The sequence below is a fragment of the Cryobacterium sp. TS_SC_7 genome (genome assembly GCF_056156285.1).
In genome coordinates, this window is sequence record NZ_CM149589.1 from 2,013,338 (window position 1) to 2,027,323 (window position 13,986).

At 69.1% G+C, this 13,986-nt stretch carries 13 protein-coding genes; 8 read left to right on the forward strand and 5 right to left on the reverse strand.

Annotation, left to right across the window (positions count from 1 at the left end):
* Positions 1 to 104: 104 nt before the first annotated feature.
* From AC0J5J_RS09265 to AC0J5J_RS09275, 3 genes are all read right to left on the reverse strand, one after another.
* Complete coding sequence (locus AC0J5J_RS09265; protein WP_134423910.1) at positions 105 to 1,757, reverse strand: ABC transporter substrate-binding protein; 1,653 nt, start codon at positions 1,755 to 1,757, stop codon at positions 105 to 107.
* A gap of 143 nt (positions 1,758 to 1,900) precedes the next feature.
* Entirely contained in the window at positions 1,901 to 2,998 is a 1,098-nt protein-coding gene (locus tag AC0J5J_RS09270; protein ID WP_134423909.1) for a LacI family DNA-binding transcriptional regulator, read from the reverse strand.
* Positions 2,999 to 3,763, reverse strand: a complete 765-nt coding sequence (locus AC0J5J_RS09275) for a TetR/AcrR family transcriptional regulator (RefSeq protein WP_474897667.1) — start codon at positions 3,761 to 3,763, stop codon at positions 2,999 to 3,001. It lies immediately after the preceding gene.
* Positions 3,764 to 3,897: 134 nt separating this feature from the next.
* On the opposite strand from AC0J5J_RS09275, the gene kynA reads away from it, so the two are divergent.
* The 5 genes from kynA (at position 3,898) to purQ (ending at position 8,296) form a co-directional block, all read left to right on the forward strand.
* Positions 3,898 to 4,752: a tryptophan 2,3-dioxygenase gene (kynA, locus tag AC0J5J_RS09280; RefSeq protein WP_134423907.1), complete on the forward strand. Its 855-nt coding sequence runs from the start codon at positions 3,898 to 3,900 to the stop codon at positions 4,750 to 4,752.
* Positions 4,753 to 4,759: 7 nt separating this feature from the next.
* Positions 4,760 to 5,764 carry an amidohydrolase family protein gene (locus tag AC0J5J_RS09285; RefSeq protein ID WP_474897669.1) on the forward strand — a complete coding sequence of 335 codons (1,005 nt, stop codon included), beginning with the start codon at positions 4,760 to 4,762 and terminating at the stop codon, positions 5,762 to 5,764.
* Between the two features lie 100 nt (positions 5,765 to 5,864).
* Positions 5,865 to 7,289 carry a kynureninase gene (locus AC0J5J_RS09290; RefSeq protein WP_474897671.1) on the forward strand — a complete coding sequence of 475 codons (1,425 nt, stop codon included), beginning with the start codon at positions 5,865 to 5,867 and terminating at the stop codon, positions 7,287 to 7,289.
* 39 nt (positions 7,290 to 7,328) lie between these two features.
* Positions 7,329 to 7,598, forward strand: coding sequence for a phosphoribosylformylglycinamidine synthase subunit PurS (purS, locus tag AC0J5J_RS09295; RefSeq protein ID WP_134423904.1), 270 nt, complete (start codon positions 7,329 to 7,331; stop codon positions 7,596 to 7,598).
* Complete coding sequence (purQ, locus tag AC0J5J_RS09300; protein WP_134423903.1) at positions 7,598 to 8,296, forward strand: phosphoribosylformylglycinamidine synthase subunit PurQ; 699 nt, start codon at positions 7,598 to 7,600, stop codon at positions 8,294 to 8,296. Before purS ends, purQ begins: the two co-directional genes overlap by 1 nt.
* A 176-nt stretch (positions 8,297 to 8,472) precedes the next feature.
* Here purQ and mgrA read toward each other — a convergent pair whose 3' ends face one another.
* Together mgrA and AC0J5J_RS09310 are read right to left on the reverse strand one after the other, a co-directional pair.
* On the reverse strand, positions 8,473 to 9,498 hold the full coding sequence (mgrA, locus tag AC0J5J_RS09305; RefSeq protein WP_134423902.1) for an L-glyceraldehyde 3-phosphate reductase: 1,026 nt from the start codon (positions 9,496 to 9,498) through the stop codon (positions 8,473 to 8,475).
* Between the two features lie 71 nt (positions 9,499 to 9,569).
* Positions 9,570 to 9,695, reverse strand: a complete 126-nt coding sequence (locus AC0J5J_RS09310; protein WP_474897673.1) for a hypothetical protein — start codon at positions 9,693 to 9,695, stop codon at positions 9,570 to 9,572.
* A gap of 166 nt (positions 9,696 to 9,861) precedes the next feature.
* Here AC0J5J_RS09310 and AC0J5J_RS09315 point away from each other — a divergent pair, with 166 nt between their 5' ends.
* The 3 genes from AC0J5J_RS09315 to AC0J5J_RS09325 all read left to right on the forward strand — a co-directional run bounded on the left by AC0J5J_RS09315 (position 9,862) and on the right by AC0J5J_RS09325 (position 13,892).
* Positions 9,862 to 10,332, forward strand: coding sequence for a DUF3817 domain-containing protein (locus tag AC0J5J_RS09315; protein ID WP_134423901.1), 471 nt, complete (start codon positions 9,862 to 9,864; stop codon positions 10,330 to 10,332).
* 148 nt (positions 10,333 to 10,480) lie between these two features.
* The gene (purL, locus tag AC0J5J_RS09320; RefSeq protein WP_134423898.1) at positions 10,481 to 12,790 is read left to right on the forward strand and encodes a phosphoribosylformylglycinamidine synthase subunit PurL; all 2,310 of its coding nucleotides are present in this window, start codon (positions 10,481 to 10,483) and stop codon (positions 12,788 to 12,790) included.
* Positions 12,791 to 12,977: 187 nt separating this feature from the next.
* On the forward strand, positions 12,978 to 13,892 hold the full coding sequence (locus AC0J5J_RS09325) for an endonuclease domain-containing protein (RefSeq protein ID WP_474897675.1): 915 nt from the start codon (positions 12,978 to 12,980) through the stop codon (positions 13,890 to 13,892).
* Positions 13,893 to 13,986 lie beyond the last annotated feature (94 nt).

Below are 13,986 nucleotides of genomic sequence, written 5' to 3' on the forward strand. Positions count from 1 at the left end.
TTCCTTTCGAATCTGAGTCGGCATCCCGAGGGAGGAATGCACCGGGGAGGGTGAGCGCGGGCGAGTCCCCCCAAGGGCACCCACCCGCGCTCACGGGGCGCTGGTTAGTTCGCCTTCTTCAGATTCGTGAGGATCAGAAGCGGGGTCGAGTTCCACGTGTTCGGCGGAGCGTAGGCGTTGTCCTCGCTGGGCCAGTTGGTGAAGTTCTTGTCGCTGGAGAGACCCCAGAGGCCGCCGTAGAACATGCTGATCACGGGCAGCTGCTCGTAGAGCACGGTCTGCAGCTGGGCCGAGATCGCCATCTGGTCGGCTTCGTCGGTCGAGGACTTGAGCTCGGCCAGCAGGGCATCCACCTTCGGGTCACTGAAGCGACCGTAGTTGCCGGTGGTGCCGGTGCCGATCGGGGTGGCGAATTCGCTGTTCAGCAGGGTGTTCATGTCCTGGAAGACACTGCCGGTGCCGCCGAAGCTGTTCATCGCGATGTCGAAGTCACCCTTGCTGAGCGCCTCCGTGTACGCGGCCGGCTGCGGCTGGCTGAGCTTGACGTCGATACCGAGCTCGCCGAGCTGGGACTGCACGGTCTGCAGTCCCTGCAGCCAGTCGGTGTAGCCGTTGGCCGTGAGGATGGTGATGCTCAGCTGCGTTCCCGCAGCGTCCACCATCTTGTCGCCCTGCTGGGTGTAGCCGGCCTTCTCGAAGGCGGCCAGCGCGGCGGCCTCGTCCTGGGCCACGGCACCACCATCGGGCAGGTCGGCGTTCAGCCAGGCCTCCTGGTTCGGGAGCAGCAGACCGTTCTGGCCGGCGGCGTCCACGTAGCCCTGTTCGGCGTCCGTGGCGATCTTCTCGCGGTCGAGAGCGAGGCTCAGGCCCTGGCGGAAGTTCACGTCGTTGTACGGCGCCTTGGTGAGGTTCGGGGACAGGGTGATGGTGCCGCCCGGGGGGAACCAGTACTTGTTGTGCTGCTTGTCGGCGTTGACCCAGGTGCCTTCGACATCCGTGATGAAGGCGTAAGCCCAGTCGTAGCCGTTCTTCACGACGTCGAGCTGGCTGTTCGCGGCCGGAAGCACGAGCTTCTCCACCTCGACCTTGTCGGCCTGCCAGTAGTCCGCGTTCTTCGTGAGCGTGTACTGGTTGGCGGTGAAGGTGTCCAGCACGAACGGGCCGGTGGTGACGGGCTCCTCGTTCTTGAAGGTGACCGGGTCCTTCACGTCTTTCCAGATGTGCTCCGGAACGATCAGCTGCTGGTCGATGATGGCGGCAGCGGGAACGTCCTCGGTCAGGAGGCGGAACACGACGGTGTCGCCGACGACCTCGAGGCTCTCGATGTGCTGCCAGACGCCCCAGGTGTCGAGCGCGGGGATCTCCTTGACGAGGTTGAAGGTATACGCGACATCCGCCGGGGTGAACGCCGTTCCGTCGGACCATTTCACGTCGGTGCGAATGTCGTACACGACCGTCTTCGCGTCCGGCAGGGTGTTGCCGGTGGCGAGGAACGGGGTCGCTTTGCCGTCGAGCGTGTTGGTGACCTGCAGCGGTTCGTACATGTACGTCGTGGCGACGCGCTTGCTCGTGGAGAACGGGTTGAAGTTCTTCTCGAACGTGGGCGAGCCGTTGTCGGCCGCCACGAGCAGGGACCCGTCGCTCGGGCCGCTCGCTTGATTCTTGACATCCATGCTGCACGCGCTGGTGGCCAGCAGTGCGGTCACGCCCACCACGGCAAAGGCCGTTCGGATGAGGTGCCCTCTCAATTGCTTCATTGCTCTTGAAATCCTTCGTGTCGTCGTTGACCTGTTCGGCAGTCGCGGGCGGTATCGCTACCGAACGGGAATGCGTGAGGCGATACGTCTACTGTATGCGCTTACATTCCCAATATGCAAGAGGAAAGCTCAACACGGGGGTCTCAGGCCCCGGGCGCCCCCTCGGAGCTCTCCCGCAGCAGCACCTTCACGGGCAGGCGGGCGGTGATGGGCGGCTGGTCCGGGTGCTCGAGGCGACTGAGCATGGCCCGCATCGCCGCGCGCCCCAGGTCGGCCATCGGCTGATGCACGGTGGTCAGGCGCGGGCTCGAGAGGCGCCCTGCCTCGATCCCGTCGAATCCGGTCACGATCACGTCGTCCGGTACCCGGACTCCCGCCGGGCCGAGCACGTCGAGAATGCCCAGGGCCATCTGGTCATTGCCACAGACCAGGGCCCGCGGCAGATCCCCGGCCGTCACAAGCTCCGCGGCGATGGCGCGCGCGTCCACCCGGGAGAAGTTGCCGCGCAGCACCGGCAGCGCGTCCGGGTCGATCCCCGCCGCCGCGAGCGCCTGCCGGAAGCCCAGGTAGCGCTCCGCGTCGTCGGGCGAGTCCGACGGACCCGCGACATAAACGGGCGCGGTCACCCGGTGCCGGTCGAGCAGATGCTCGGTCAGGGCGCGCATGCCCTCCGTGTTGCTCACGCTGACGTGGTCGAAGTCGTCACCGCGCCGCGGGCCGGCGATCAGCACCACCGGGATACGCCGGGAGACATGGTCGAGCAGGTCGTCGGGCACACTGCGCGCCAGCACGGCCATGCCGTCGACCCGGCCGGCGATGTCGTTGACCATGGTGGCGGGGTCCGAGCCGCGACCGACCCCGACCATCAGGGCGAAACCGTGGCGCCAGGCCTCCCGCTCGCTCCCCCGCAGCACCTCGTCGAAGTAGAGGTTCGGCGGTCGCACCTCGCCGGTGTCGGGGATGTCCACGACGATCCGCGCCAGCGTGTCCTGCTCGAAGACCGCTTCCGCGCGATCGTCCTCATCGTCGATGCTCGGGAAGAACAGGCCGAGCACCCCCGTGCGCCGCGCGGCCAGGCTGCGGGCGCTGGCGCTGGGCACGTAGCCCAGCTCCCGCACGGACGACAGCACGCGGGCTCTCGTGGATGCGCGTACATCGTCGGGACGACGCAACACCCGGGAAACCGTTGCAATCGACACCCCCGCGTGCGCGGCGACGTCGTAAACGGTCGCGGCCTTCACTCAGACCCCAGGCTCGGGCGGCGAACCGGCCCGGCCCCCGGTGCCGGCGGTGCCGCCGGTGCCGTTGCCGGCTCCGGTGCCACGGGAGGCGGCCCGGGTGGCTCGACGACTCAGGCCGTGCACCGCCGCCTGGAATTCCTTGGCGCCCAGCGGACGTCCCGGCAGCTTGGGTCGGTCCCGGTCGACGGTGCGCAGCCCGTCAAGCACGATCGACAGCTGACGCCGCCACTGGCCGGTGTATCCGCCGCCGAGGGTACCGAGGGAACCCACCATGGTGACCAGCACGGCCAGATCGACCGTGTCGACATCCGCTCGGAGATCGCCGTCGCGCTTCGCCTGCATCACGAGCCCCGACAGCATCGTCTTGAACGAGGCCACCTTGCCGCGAGCCGGATCGATGGTCTCCATGCGCTTGAGGATGGGCGGCAGCGACGGGTCGGCAACCAGCCACTCGGCGACGCGCTCGGTGTAGACGACGATGCCGTCCCACGCGGTGGGGGCCGCGGCGATCTCGTCGCGCACGGTGGACAGCTCGGCGAGGGCGATGTCGTGCAGGGCCCGAACGAGGTCGTCCCGGGTGGCGAAGTTGCGGTACAGCGTGGCCACGCCCACGTCGGCGCGGCGGGCGATCTCCTCGAGCGAGGCATCCACACCATGCACCGCGATCAGGGCCCGCGCCTCGACGAGGAGACGCTCACGGTTCTGCCGGGCGTCACGCCGCCGGGGCTGCGCCCCGTCCTGCGGGGTCGATTCGGGCGAAGTCATGGAGTCGATTCTAGGTCCCGAACCTTGGCATCGCGGAGGCTGACCTCCACGACCCCCAGGCGGGTGACGGCCGGTTGCGCCGGGCCGGGGCCGTGTCGCAGAATGCAGTCAGCACCCGAATGAAACGGAGCACCATGTCGGTCGAACACAACACCCGAGAGTTCGATCCCGAGATCGTCACCGATTTTCGGGAACGGATGAGCTACGGCTCCTACCTCGATCTGGACACCCTGCTCGGTGCGCAGAAGCCGGTCAGCTCACCCGAGCACCACGACGAGCTTCTGTTCATCATCCAGCACCAGACCACCGAGCTCTGGCTGAAGCTCGTGCTGCACGAGCTGCGCGCCGCGACCGCGTTCCTGCGCCAGGACCAGATCGCCCCGGCCCTCAAATGCATCGCCCGGGTCAAGCACATCCAGCGCACCCTGACCGAGCAGTGGTCGGTTCTGGCCACGCTCACGCCCAGCGAGTACGCCGAGTTCCGGCACTTCCTGGGAAACTCGTCCGGATTCCAGTCGTACCAGTACCGGGCCGTCGAATTCGCACTCGGCAACAAGAACCGGCGCATGCTGAGCGTGTTCGAGAGCGACCCGGATGCCCTTGCGCTCCTCTCCGAGATGCTCGCGGCCCCCAGCATCTACGACGAGTTCCTGCGGTACCTGCACCGGCAGGGGTTCTCGATTCCGGCATCCGTGCTGGAGCGGGACGTGACCGAGGCGTGGGTGCTGCATCCGGAACTCGTGGCCACCTTCCGCGGCATCTATGAGAACGCGGGCGAGCACTGGGGTGCCTACGAGGCCTGCGAGGAACTCGTCGATCTGGAGGACAACTTCCAGCTCTGGCGGTTCCGGCACCTCAAGACCGTGCAGCGCATCATCGGCATGAAGACCGGCACGGGCGGGTCGAGCGGCGCCGCCTTCCTGCAGAAGGCGCTCGAGCTGACCTTCTTCCCCGAACTGTTCGCCGTGCGCACCGAACTCGGGACCTGAGGCGCGGATGAGCAGGGGCAGGGCGGATGGCGCGGACGGCCTGACCGTGCTGCCGGGCTTCCTCGACGCGCATGTGCACTTCGCGCTGATCGACCCGGCGCCGCTCACCGCCCGCGGGATCGCCCGCGTGCTCGACCTCGGCGGGTGGACGCCGGAGGCGCCGGAGTCGCCGGAGTCGCCGAGTTCGGCGGTTGCAGATGTGGGCGATGCGGGAGCGGGACTGCCGGAGGCCGTGTTCGCGAGGCAATTCCTCGCCGCGCCGGGCGGCTACCCGAGCGAGCGGTCCTGGGCGCCGGAGGGAAGCGTGCGCTTCGTGGCCCGGGCAACGGATGCCGCGGCCGCGGTCGATGACCAGCTGGGGCTCGGGGCATCCGTGATCAAGGTGACGCTGAACAGCGACGCCGGCCCGGTGCTGCCGGGCGAGGTGCTCGCGGCGATCGTCGGGCACGCCCATGCCCGAGGGGCCCCCGTTGTCGCCCACGCCGAGGGGGCCGGCCAGTCCCGGCGCGCCTTCGAGGGCGGGGTGGACGCCCTGGCGCACACGCCGTTCACCGAGCGGCTGACCGACGAACTGATCGCGGCCATGGCCGGGCGGATGGCGTGGATCAGCACCCTCGACATCCACGGCTGGGGCGAACCGACCGACGATTTCGACCGCGCCGTCGATAACCTGCACCGCTTCCACCGTGCCGGCGGGCAGGTGCTCTACGGCACGGACCTCGGCAACGGTCCGCTTCCAGTCGGGCTGAACGTGCGGGAGATCGACGCGCTGCTGGCCGCCGGACTGACGGGCGACGACGTGCTGCGCAGCCTGACCATGGAGCACCTCGGCGGCTTCCGCACGGTGCTGCGCGGGCCCGCGGGGAACGCGGGCTGTGACCCCGCGCACGCCGCAGGGCGACTGGTCACCGTGCTGCGCGGCGAGCGCCCGGCCGAGCCGGCCGCGTTCAGCGCCTGGCTCGGCACCGCCCGCGCGATCAGCCCGGCCGCAGTCGCGCAGCCACCCGCGTGAGTGGGATACTTCCAGCGCGGCACGGTGTCGGCGAGCCCCCGGGAAGCGCGCATCGCTGCGAGAGCGCTGCCCATCATCCGTTCGACCTCGAGGAATCCAGATGACCCCCAGCACCGACATCAGCTCCGCCGGCAACGGCAGTCAGGATGCCCACCTGGCCTTCGCCCGCCGGATGGACCGCATCGACGGGCTCGGGCACTACCGCCGGCAGTTCGTCGGCATCGAGCCGGACAGCGCGACCGGCGGCTCGACCGGCGGCTCGACCGGGCACACCCCGAACCCCGTCGCCTACCTCGACGGCAACTCCCTCGGCCGGCCCCTCCGGGCCAGCGTGGCCCGCATCACCGAGTTCCTCACCCACGACTGGGGCACCCGCCTGATCCGCGGCTGGGACGAGGCCTGGCTGGACCTGCCGCTGAAGATCGGCGACGACATCGGCCGCGCCGCCCTCGGCGCCGGGCCCGGCCAGGTCTTCGTGGGCGACTCGACCACCGTGCTGCTCTACAAACTGGCCCGCGCGGCCGTCGACTACCTCCGCGTCGACACGGAACCGATGCGCACCGAGATCGTGCTCGACACCGACAACTTCCCGACCGACCGCTACCTGCTCGAGGGCATCGCGGCCGAGCGCGGCATGACGCTGCGCTGGATCCACTCCGACCCCGCGAACGGCGTCACGGTGGAACAGGTGCGGCAGGCGGTGGGCCCGCAGACCGCGCTCGTGCTGCTCAGCCACGTGGCCTACCGCTCCGGCTTCCTCGCCGACATGCGCGAGATCACCGCGGTGGTGCACGCCGCGGGCGGCCTCGTGCTCTGGGACCTCAGCCACTCGGTCGGCTCCGTGGTGGTCGAACTCGACCTGTGCGACGTCGACCTGGCCGTCGGCTGCTCCTACAAGTACCTGAACGGCGGCCCCGGCGCCCCCGCGTTCGCCTATGTACGCAGCGACCTGCAGGACGTTCTCACCCAGCCGATTCAGGGCTGGATGGGAACGAAGGATGTCTTCATGATGGGCCCGGGGTATGTGCCGGCCGACGGCATCCGTCGTTTCATGAGCGGCACCCCGCCGATCGTGGGGATGCTGGCCATGCAGGATTCGATCGCGATGATCGAGGAGGCCGGCATCGACCAGGTGCGGGCCAAGTCGGTGGCGCTGACCGAGTTCGCGTTGACCCTGGTGGACGCCTGGCTCGCGCCGATGGGCGTGACCGTGTCGTCGCCGCGGGAGCCCACGCACCGCGGCGGGCACCTGACCGTGAACCACCCGGCCATGCGGCAGGTGACGCAGATCCTGTGGGAGCACGATGTGATCCCCGATTTTCGCGGCCCCGACGCCCTGCGCATCGGCCTGTCCCCGCTGAGCACGAGCTTCGTCGAGACCTTCGAGGGGGTCGCGGCGATCCGGGACGTGCTGCGTGGCGTGCTGCTCGGGCAGAGCGGGCTCGCGGGCGGGAATGGCGTGGCGCTCGGCGGTGCCGGCACGGGTCTGGCCGGTGCGCTCGGCGGCCCGGGAGGCGGCCTGTAGAATCGTGGAATCCACCCGCCGACGTCTCCGGAGTGAGCTATGCCAACAATCGTCGTAGAAGTTATGCCCAAGGCCGAGCTGCTCGACCCGCAGGGAAAGGCCGTCGCCGGCGCCCTGGGTCGCCTCGGCAAGACCCGTTTCACCAGCGTGCGCCTGGGCAAGCGGTTCGAGCTCACCGTCGACGGCCACGTCGATGACGCCGTGCTGGCCGAGGTGCAGGAACTCGCCGACACCGTGCTGTCCAACTCGGTGATCGAGGATGTCGTCGGCATCCACGTGCTGGAGGCACCCGCCGGAGAGACGCACTGATGCGCATCGGCGTCGTCACGTTCCCCGGTTCGCTCGACGATCGCGACGCCGCGCGCGCGATCCGCCTGGCCGGCGCCGAGCCCGTCGCCCTCTGGCACGGCGAGCACGACCTGCACGGAGTGGACGCGCTCGTTCTGCCCGGTGGTTTCAGCTACGGGGATTACCTGCGCTGCGGCGCCATCGCGAGCCTCTCGCCGATCATGGCCGAGGTCATCGACGCCGCCAACAGCGGCATGCCCGTGCTCGGCATCTGCAACGGCTTCCAGATGCTCGCCGAGGCGCACCTGCTCGAGGGCGGCCTGATCCGCAACGACCACGGCCTGTTCATCTGCCGCGACCAGGGGTTGCGCGTCGAGAACGCCCTCACCGACTGGACCGGCGGTTTCGCGGCCGGCCAGGAGATCACCATCCCGCTGAAGAACGGCGAGGGCGGCTTCATCGCCTCCGCCGACACCCTCGAGCGCCTCGAGGGCGAGGGCCGCGTGGTCGTGCGCTACGTCGGCATGAACCCGAACGGTTCGCTGAACGACATCGCCGGCATCAGCAACATGCGTGGCAACGTCGTCGGCCTGATGCCGCACCCCGAGCATGCGGTCGAGCCCGGTTTCGGCCCCGACACCACCGACGCCATGCGCAGCGGCACCGACGGGATCACCTTCTTCACCTCGGTGATCGAACGGATGCTCGTCAGCGCGTAGCAGCATCCGCTCGCCGCGGGTTTCGTGTTCGTGCTGCGCCGAAGCCCGCCTCGCCCGCCGAGAGTCGCTGTTTGCGCCGAGTGTCGCCGATCCGGCGGCGATTCTCGGTGCAAACGACGATTCTCGAGGCCAGGGAGCCACTGTACCGCGCAGGGGCCGCGCGGGCGCCGGTCAGATCAGACGGCGCTGGACGGCTCCCAGAGGTTGATGCCCATGTCCACGGCGTGCTCGTCGATCGCGGTGATCTCCTCCGCGGTGAACGCGAGGTTGTCGATCGCGGCGATGTTCGTCTCCAGCTGCTTGACCGAGGAGGCACCCACGAGCGCCGAGGTGACGGTGTCCCGCCGCAGCACCCAGGACAGGGCGAGCTGCGCGAGTGACTGGCCACGAGCATCCGCGATCTCGGTCAGGGCACGGATGCGCCCCACCGTCTGATCGTTCACCATGTCACGGCTCATCGAACCGGCCTGCGAGGCGCGGGAGCCCTCGGGCACCCCGTTCAGGTAGCGGTCGGTGAGGAGGCCCTGCGCGAGCGGGGAGAAGGCGATGCAGCCGACGCCGATGTCGTCGAGGGTGTCGAGCAGACCGTCTTCGACCCAGCGGTTGAACATCGAGTACGAGGGCTGGTGGATCAGCAGCGGCGTGCCCATCTCGGCGAGGATCGCGGCCGCCTGCCGGGTGCGCTCGGGCGAGTATGACGAGATGCCGGCGTACAGCGCCCGGCCGCTCGTGACGGCCGTGTGCAGCGCGCCCATGGTCTCCTCGAGCGGGGTGTCCGGGTCGGCCCGGTGCGAGTAGAAGATGTCGACGTAGTCCAGGCCCATCCGGCCGAGCGACTGGTCGAGGCTCGAGAGCAGGTACTTGCGCGAGCCGAAGTTGCCGTAGGGGCCCGACCACATGTCGTAGCCGGCCTTGGTCGAGATGACCAGCTCGTCGCGGTGCGGGGCGAAGTCCTGCGCCAGGTGCACGCCGAAGTTGCTCTCGGCGCTGCCCTTGGGCGGACCGTAGTTGTTGGCCAGGTCGAAGTGGGTGACGCCCAGGTCGAAGGCGCGGCGCAGGATGGCGCGCTGCGTCTCCATCGTCGCGGTGCCGCCGAAGTTCTGCCAGAGGCCCAGTGAGATCGCGGGCAGTTTGAGGCCGCTGCGACCGGTGCGGCGGTAGGGCATGGAGTCGTAACGGATGTCTGCGGGAAGGTACGTCATCCCTTCAGACTGGCACAGTCGGCTGGGTGGTCGGCCCCGCGAACGTCAGCGGAACCCCGGGTCGCGCAGGGTCACGGTGCCCTGGTCGTCTCGTCGGGCCGCGCGAAAATGTACGCAGACGGCTCGGCTCCGCGGCCGGTCTCGACCCAGCCATCCGCTTCGATCTCCCGGCGGAGCTTCGTCAGACTGTCGGTCATCCCGGGGGCGAAGGCCTCGTCCGGTGGCCCCTCGAGGGGCCGCCGCTGCCCCTGACCTGCCGATTGACCGAGTCATCCTTTCGGCGGATGCGTTCGGCCCCGGCATCCTGCGAAGATCGAAGCTCCCCCTTCTGCCGTGTTCCCCACCCTTTGGAGTGTTGTCCCCGTGTCACCCCGTCTGCTCTACCGCATCCTGTCCATCGCCGAGGCGATCACCTGGACCATCCTGATCACCGCGATGCTGCTCAAGTACGTGTTCGTGCCCGGCGAGTTCGGCGACGGAGCGGTTCGGGTGGGCGGCTTCGTGCACGGGCTGGTGTTCCTGGCCTACGGGATCACGGCGGTGCTCGTGGGCGTGAACCAGCACTGGCGTCTCCGGCTGATGATGCTGGCCGTGGGAACCGCGGTGGTGCCCTATGCCACGATCCCGTTCGACCGCTGGCTCGAGCGGCGCACCCTGCTCGCCGGCGACTGGCGCCGGGAGGCCACCGACGACCCCCGCGACCACACGCTGGTGAGCCGGCTGCTGCGCGTCGGCCTGGCGCGGCCGGTGCTGCTGGCATCCGTTCTCGTGGTCGGTCTGGTCACCGTGTTCACGGTGCTGCTGACGCTGGGCCCGCCCGGCGGCGGTGCCTGACGGCACCATCGCCGTGTCGCCGTTGAGCTGACTGACGCGGTGTCGCCGTCCTGACAGCTCAGCGCCGACTCACCCGGCCCGGACCGGCGATGACCCGGGCGGGTAGACTGAGCGCGTCAAGCATCCGCTATCCCTGGGAGAACGCCTCGTGACCGCTGTTACCACCACACCCTCCCGCGGCATTGCCGACACCGTTGCGAACGCGATTGCGACGCCTGAGAAAGAGCAGCCGTTCGATGCGCTGGGGCTGACCCCGGGCGAGTACGCGGAGATCCGCCAGATCCTCGGCCGCCGCCCCACGAGCGGCGAGCTCGCCATGTATTCGGTGATGTGGAGCGAGCACTGCTCCTACAAGAGCTCGAAGAAATACCTGCGTTCGTTCGGCGAGAAGGTCTCCCCCGCCATGAAGAAGAACCTCATGGTCGGCATGGGCGAGAACGCCGGCGTGCTGGATGTCGGCGAGGGCTGGGCGGTCACGTTCAAGATCGAGTCGCACAACCACCCCTCCTACATCGAGCCGTTCCAGGGTGCCGCGACCGGCGTCGGCGGCATCGTGCGCGACATCATCTCGATGGGCGCGCGCCCGGTCGCCGTGATGGACGCCCTCCGCTTCGGCGACATCGACGACCCCGACACCGCCCGCGTCGTGCACGGCGTCGTGTCCGGCATCTCCTTCTACGGCAACTGCCTCGGCCTGCCCAACATCGGCGGGGAAACCTGGTTCGACAAGGTCTACCAGGGCAACCCGCTCGTCAACGCGCTCTCCGTGGGAGTGCTGCGCCACGAGGACCTGCACCTCGCCAACGCCACCGGCGCCGGCAACCAGGTCGTGCTCTTCGGAGCCCGCACCGGCGGCGACGGCATCGGCGGAGCATCCATTCTCGCGTCGGACACCTTCTCCGAAGGCGGCCCCACCAAGCGCCCCGCAGTGCAGGTCGGCGACCCGTTCGCCGAGAAGGTGCTGATCGAGTGCTGCCTCGAGCTCTACCGCGAGAAGCTGGTCGAGGGCATCCAGGACCTGGGCGCCGCGGGCATCTCCTGCGCCACCAGCGAGCTCGCCTCCAACGGCGACGGCGGCATGTTCATCGAGCTCGACAAGGTGCTGCTGCGCGACCCCACCCTGACGGCCGAAGAGATCCTGATGAGCGAGAGCCAGGAGCGCATGATGGCCGTCGTCACCCCCGAGAAGCTCGCCGGCTTCCTCGCGGTGACCGCCAAGTGGGATGTCGAGACCAGTGTGCTGGGCGAGGTCACCGACTCCGGCCGCCTGATCATCGACTGGCACGGTGAGGAGATCGTCAACGTCGACCCGCGCACCGTCGCCGTCGACGGCCCGGTCTACGACCGCCCGGTCGCCTACCCCACCTGGCTCGACGCGCTGCAGGCCGACACCGCCTCCGCGCTGCCGCGCCCGGTCTCGCCGGAGGTGCTGCGCGAGCAGTTCCTGGCCCTGCTCGGCTCGCCGAACCTGGCCGACCCGAGCTGGATCACCGACCAGTACGACCGCTACGTGATGGGCAACACGGCCCTCTCCTTCCCCGACGACGCGGGCATGATCCGCATCGACGAGGAGTCCGGCCTCGGCTTCGTGATCGCCACCGACGCGAACGGCCGCTACTGCCAGCTCGACCCCTACCGCGGCGCGCAGCTCGCCCTCGCCGAGGCCTACCGCAACGTGGCCGTCACCGGCGCGGTGCCGGTCGGCATCAGCGACTGCCTCAACTTCGGTTCGCCGGAGAACCCCGAGGTCATGTGGCAGTTCTCGAAGACCGTCGACGGTCTGGCCGACGGATGCCTGGCGCTCGAGATCCCCGTCACCGGCGGCAACGTGTCGTTCTACAACCAGACCGGCGACCAGCCGATCTTCCCGACCCCCGTGGTCGCCGTGCTCGGCGTGATCGACGACGTCGCCCGCCGCGTGCCCAGCGGCTGGCAGGACGACGGACACAACATCTACCTGCTCGGCGTCACCCGCGAGGAGCTGGACGGCTCGGCCTGGGCCGGCGTCATCCACGACCACCTCGGCGGAATGCCGCCCGTCGTCGACCTCGCCGGCGAGGCGGCCCTCGCCGGGCTGCTGCACGCGGCGTCGATCGAGGCGCTCGTCGACAGCGCGCACGACCTCAGCTCGGGCGGGCTCGCCCAGACCCTCGCCGAAGCTGTGCTCCGGTTCGGGGTCGGAGCACGCGTGTGGCTCGGCGACATCTGCGAGCGCGACGGGATCGACGCATCCGTCGCCCTGTTCTCGGAGTCGGCCGGCCGCGTGATCGTGTCGGTTCCCCGCGAAGACGACGTGAAGTTCCTCGGCCTGTGCGAGGGGCGGGGCTACCCGGTGCTGCGCATCGGAGTGACGGACTCGACCTCGGCGACCCTGGAGATCCAGGACTACTTCACGGTGTCGCTCGCCGACCTGCAGTCGCGCCACCGCAGCACCCTCCCGTCCCGCTTCGCGCAGTAGCGGTTTCCCGCCCTCCTCCGCCCCCGCCTCCTCCTCCGCCCCCAAACGGTCGCGAGAGCGCACTATCTGCCCTTTCAGCGCAATTGAGAGGGCAGATAATGCGCTCTCGCGGGTTCAGGGCGGGAGGGGAACGCGAGGGTGTGGATGGATTCTGCGGCTCGGCGAGTGAGTCGTGCATCATCTGGGGATGAAACGGGCTGAGAAACTGCCGCCGTCGCTGTCCGGGCGGGCATTCACGACCGCTGAAGGCTCCGCCTCGGGCGTCTCACTCAAACGGATGCGGGGCACCGATCTCGTTCAGCCTTTCTCCGGCATCCGTTCCCCGCGGGGCGGCGATGACTCCCCACGCACACGCATCGAGACGTACAGCCGACGGATGTCGCCGGACCAGTTCTTCAGTCAGGTCACCGCCGCGATCATCCACGGCCTTCCGCTGCCCCTGATCCTGGAGCGTGACTGCACCCTGCACGTGTGCACGGAGCACCCGGCGACCCGGCACCGGGTGCGCGGCATCGTCGGCCACCATGTCGAGCCGGGCACCGTTCGAATCGTGGACGTACGGGGGCTGCGCGTGACCTCCCCGGTCGACACCTGGTGCCAGCTCGCATCCGTGCTCCGCCTGGACGACCTGATCAAGGTCGGCGATGCGCTGGTTCGCCGCAAGAACCCGGTGGCGACGATGAACGAGCTGCGCACCGGGGTGCTGCGCTATGCGGGGCATCGGGGTGCGAGAAAGCTTCGCGAGGCCTTCGAGTGGGTGCGGCCCGGTGTCGACTCCCCGAAAGAGACCGAGTTGCGGCTGCTACTGGTACGGGCCGGGCTGCCCGAGCCGGAGGTGAACTGCGCCGTCACCGACCGTCTCGGGGTGAAGATCGCCACCGGGGATCTGGTCTACCGCCGCTACCGGGTGCTGGTCGAATACGACGGCGAGCAGCACCGCACCGACGAGGAGCAGTACCACTGGGACGTCGACCGTCTCGACCGGATCATGGAGGAAGGATGGCGCGTCATCCGCATCAACAAATCCCATCTGCGGAGCAAGCCGGCCTCCGTGCTCCGCAAGGTCGAGACGGCGCTGCGTGCCGCCGGCTGGCGCCCCTGAACCGCGAACTGGCCCGCGAGAGCGCAGAATCTGCCCTTAAACCGCGAACGAAGGGGCATATTTTGCGCTCTCGCGTGAGGTGATGCGAGTGACG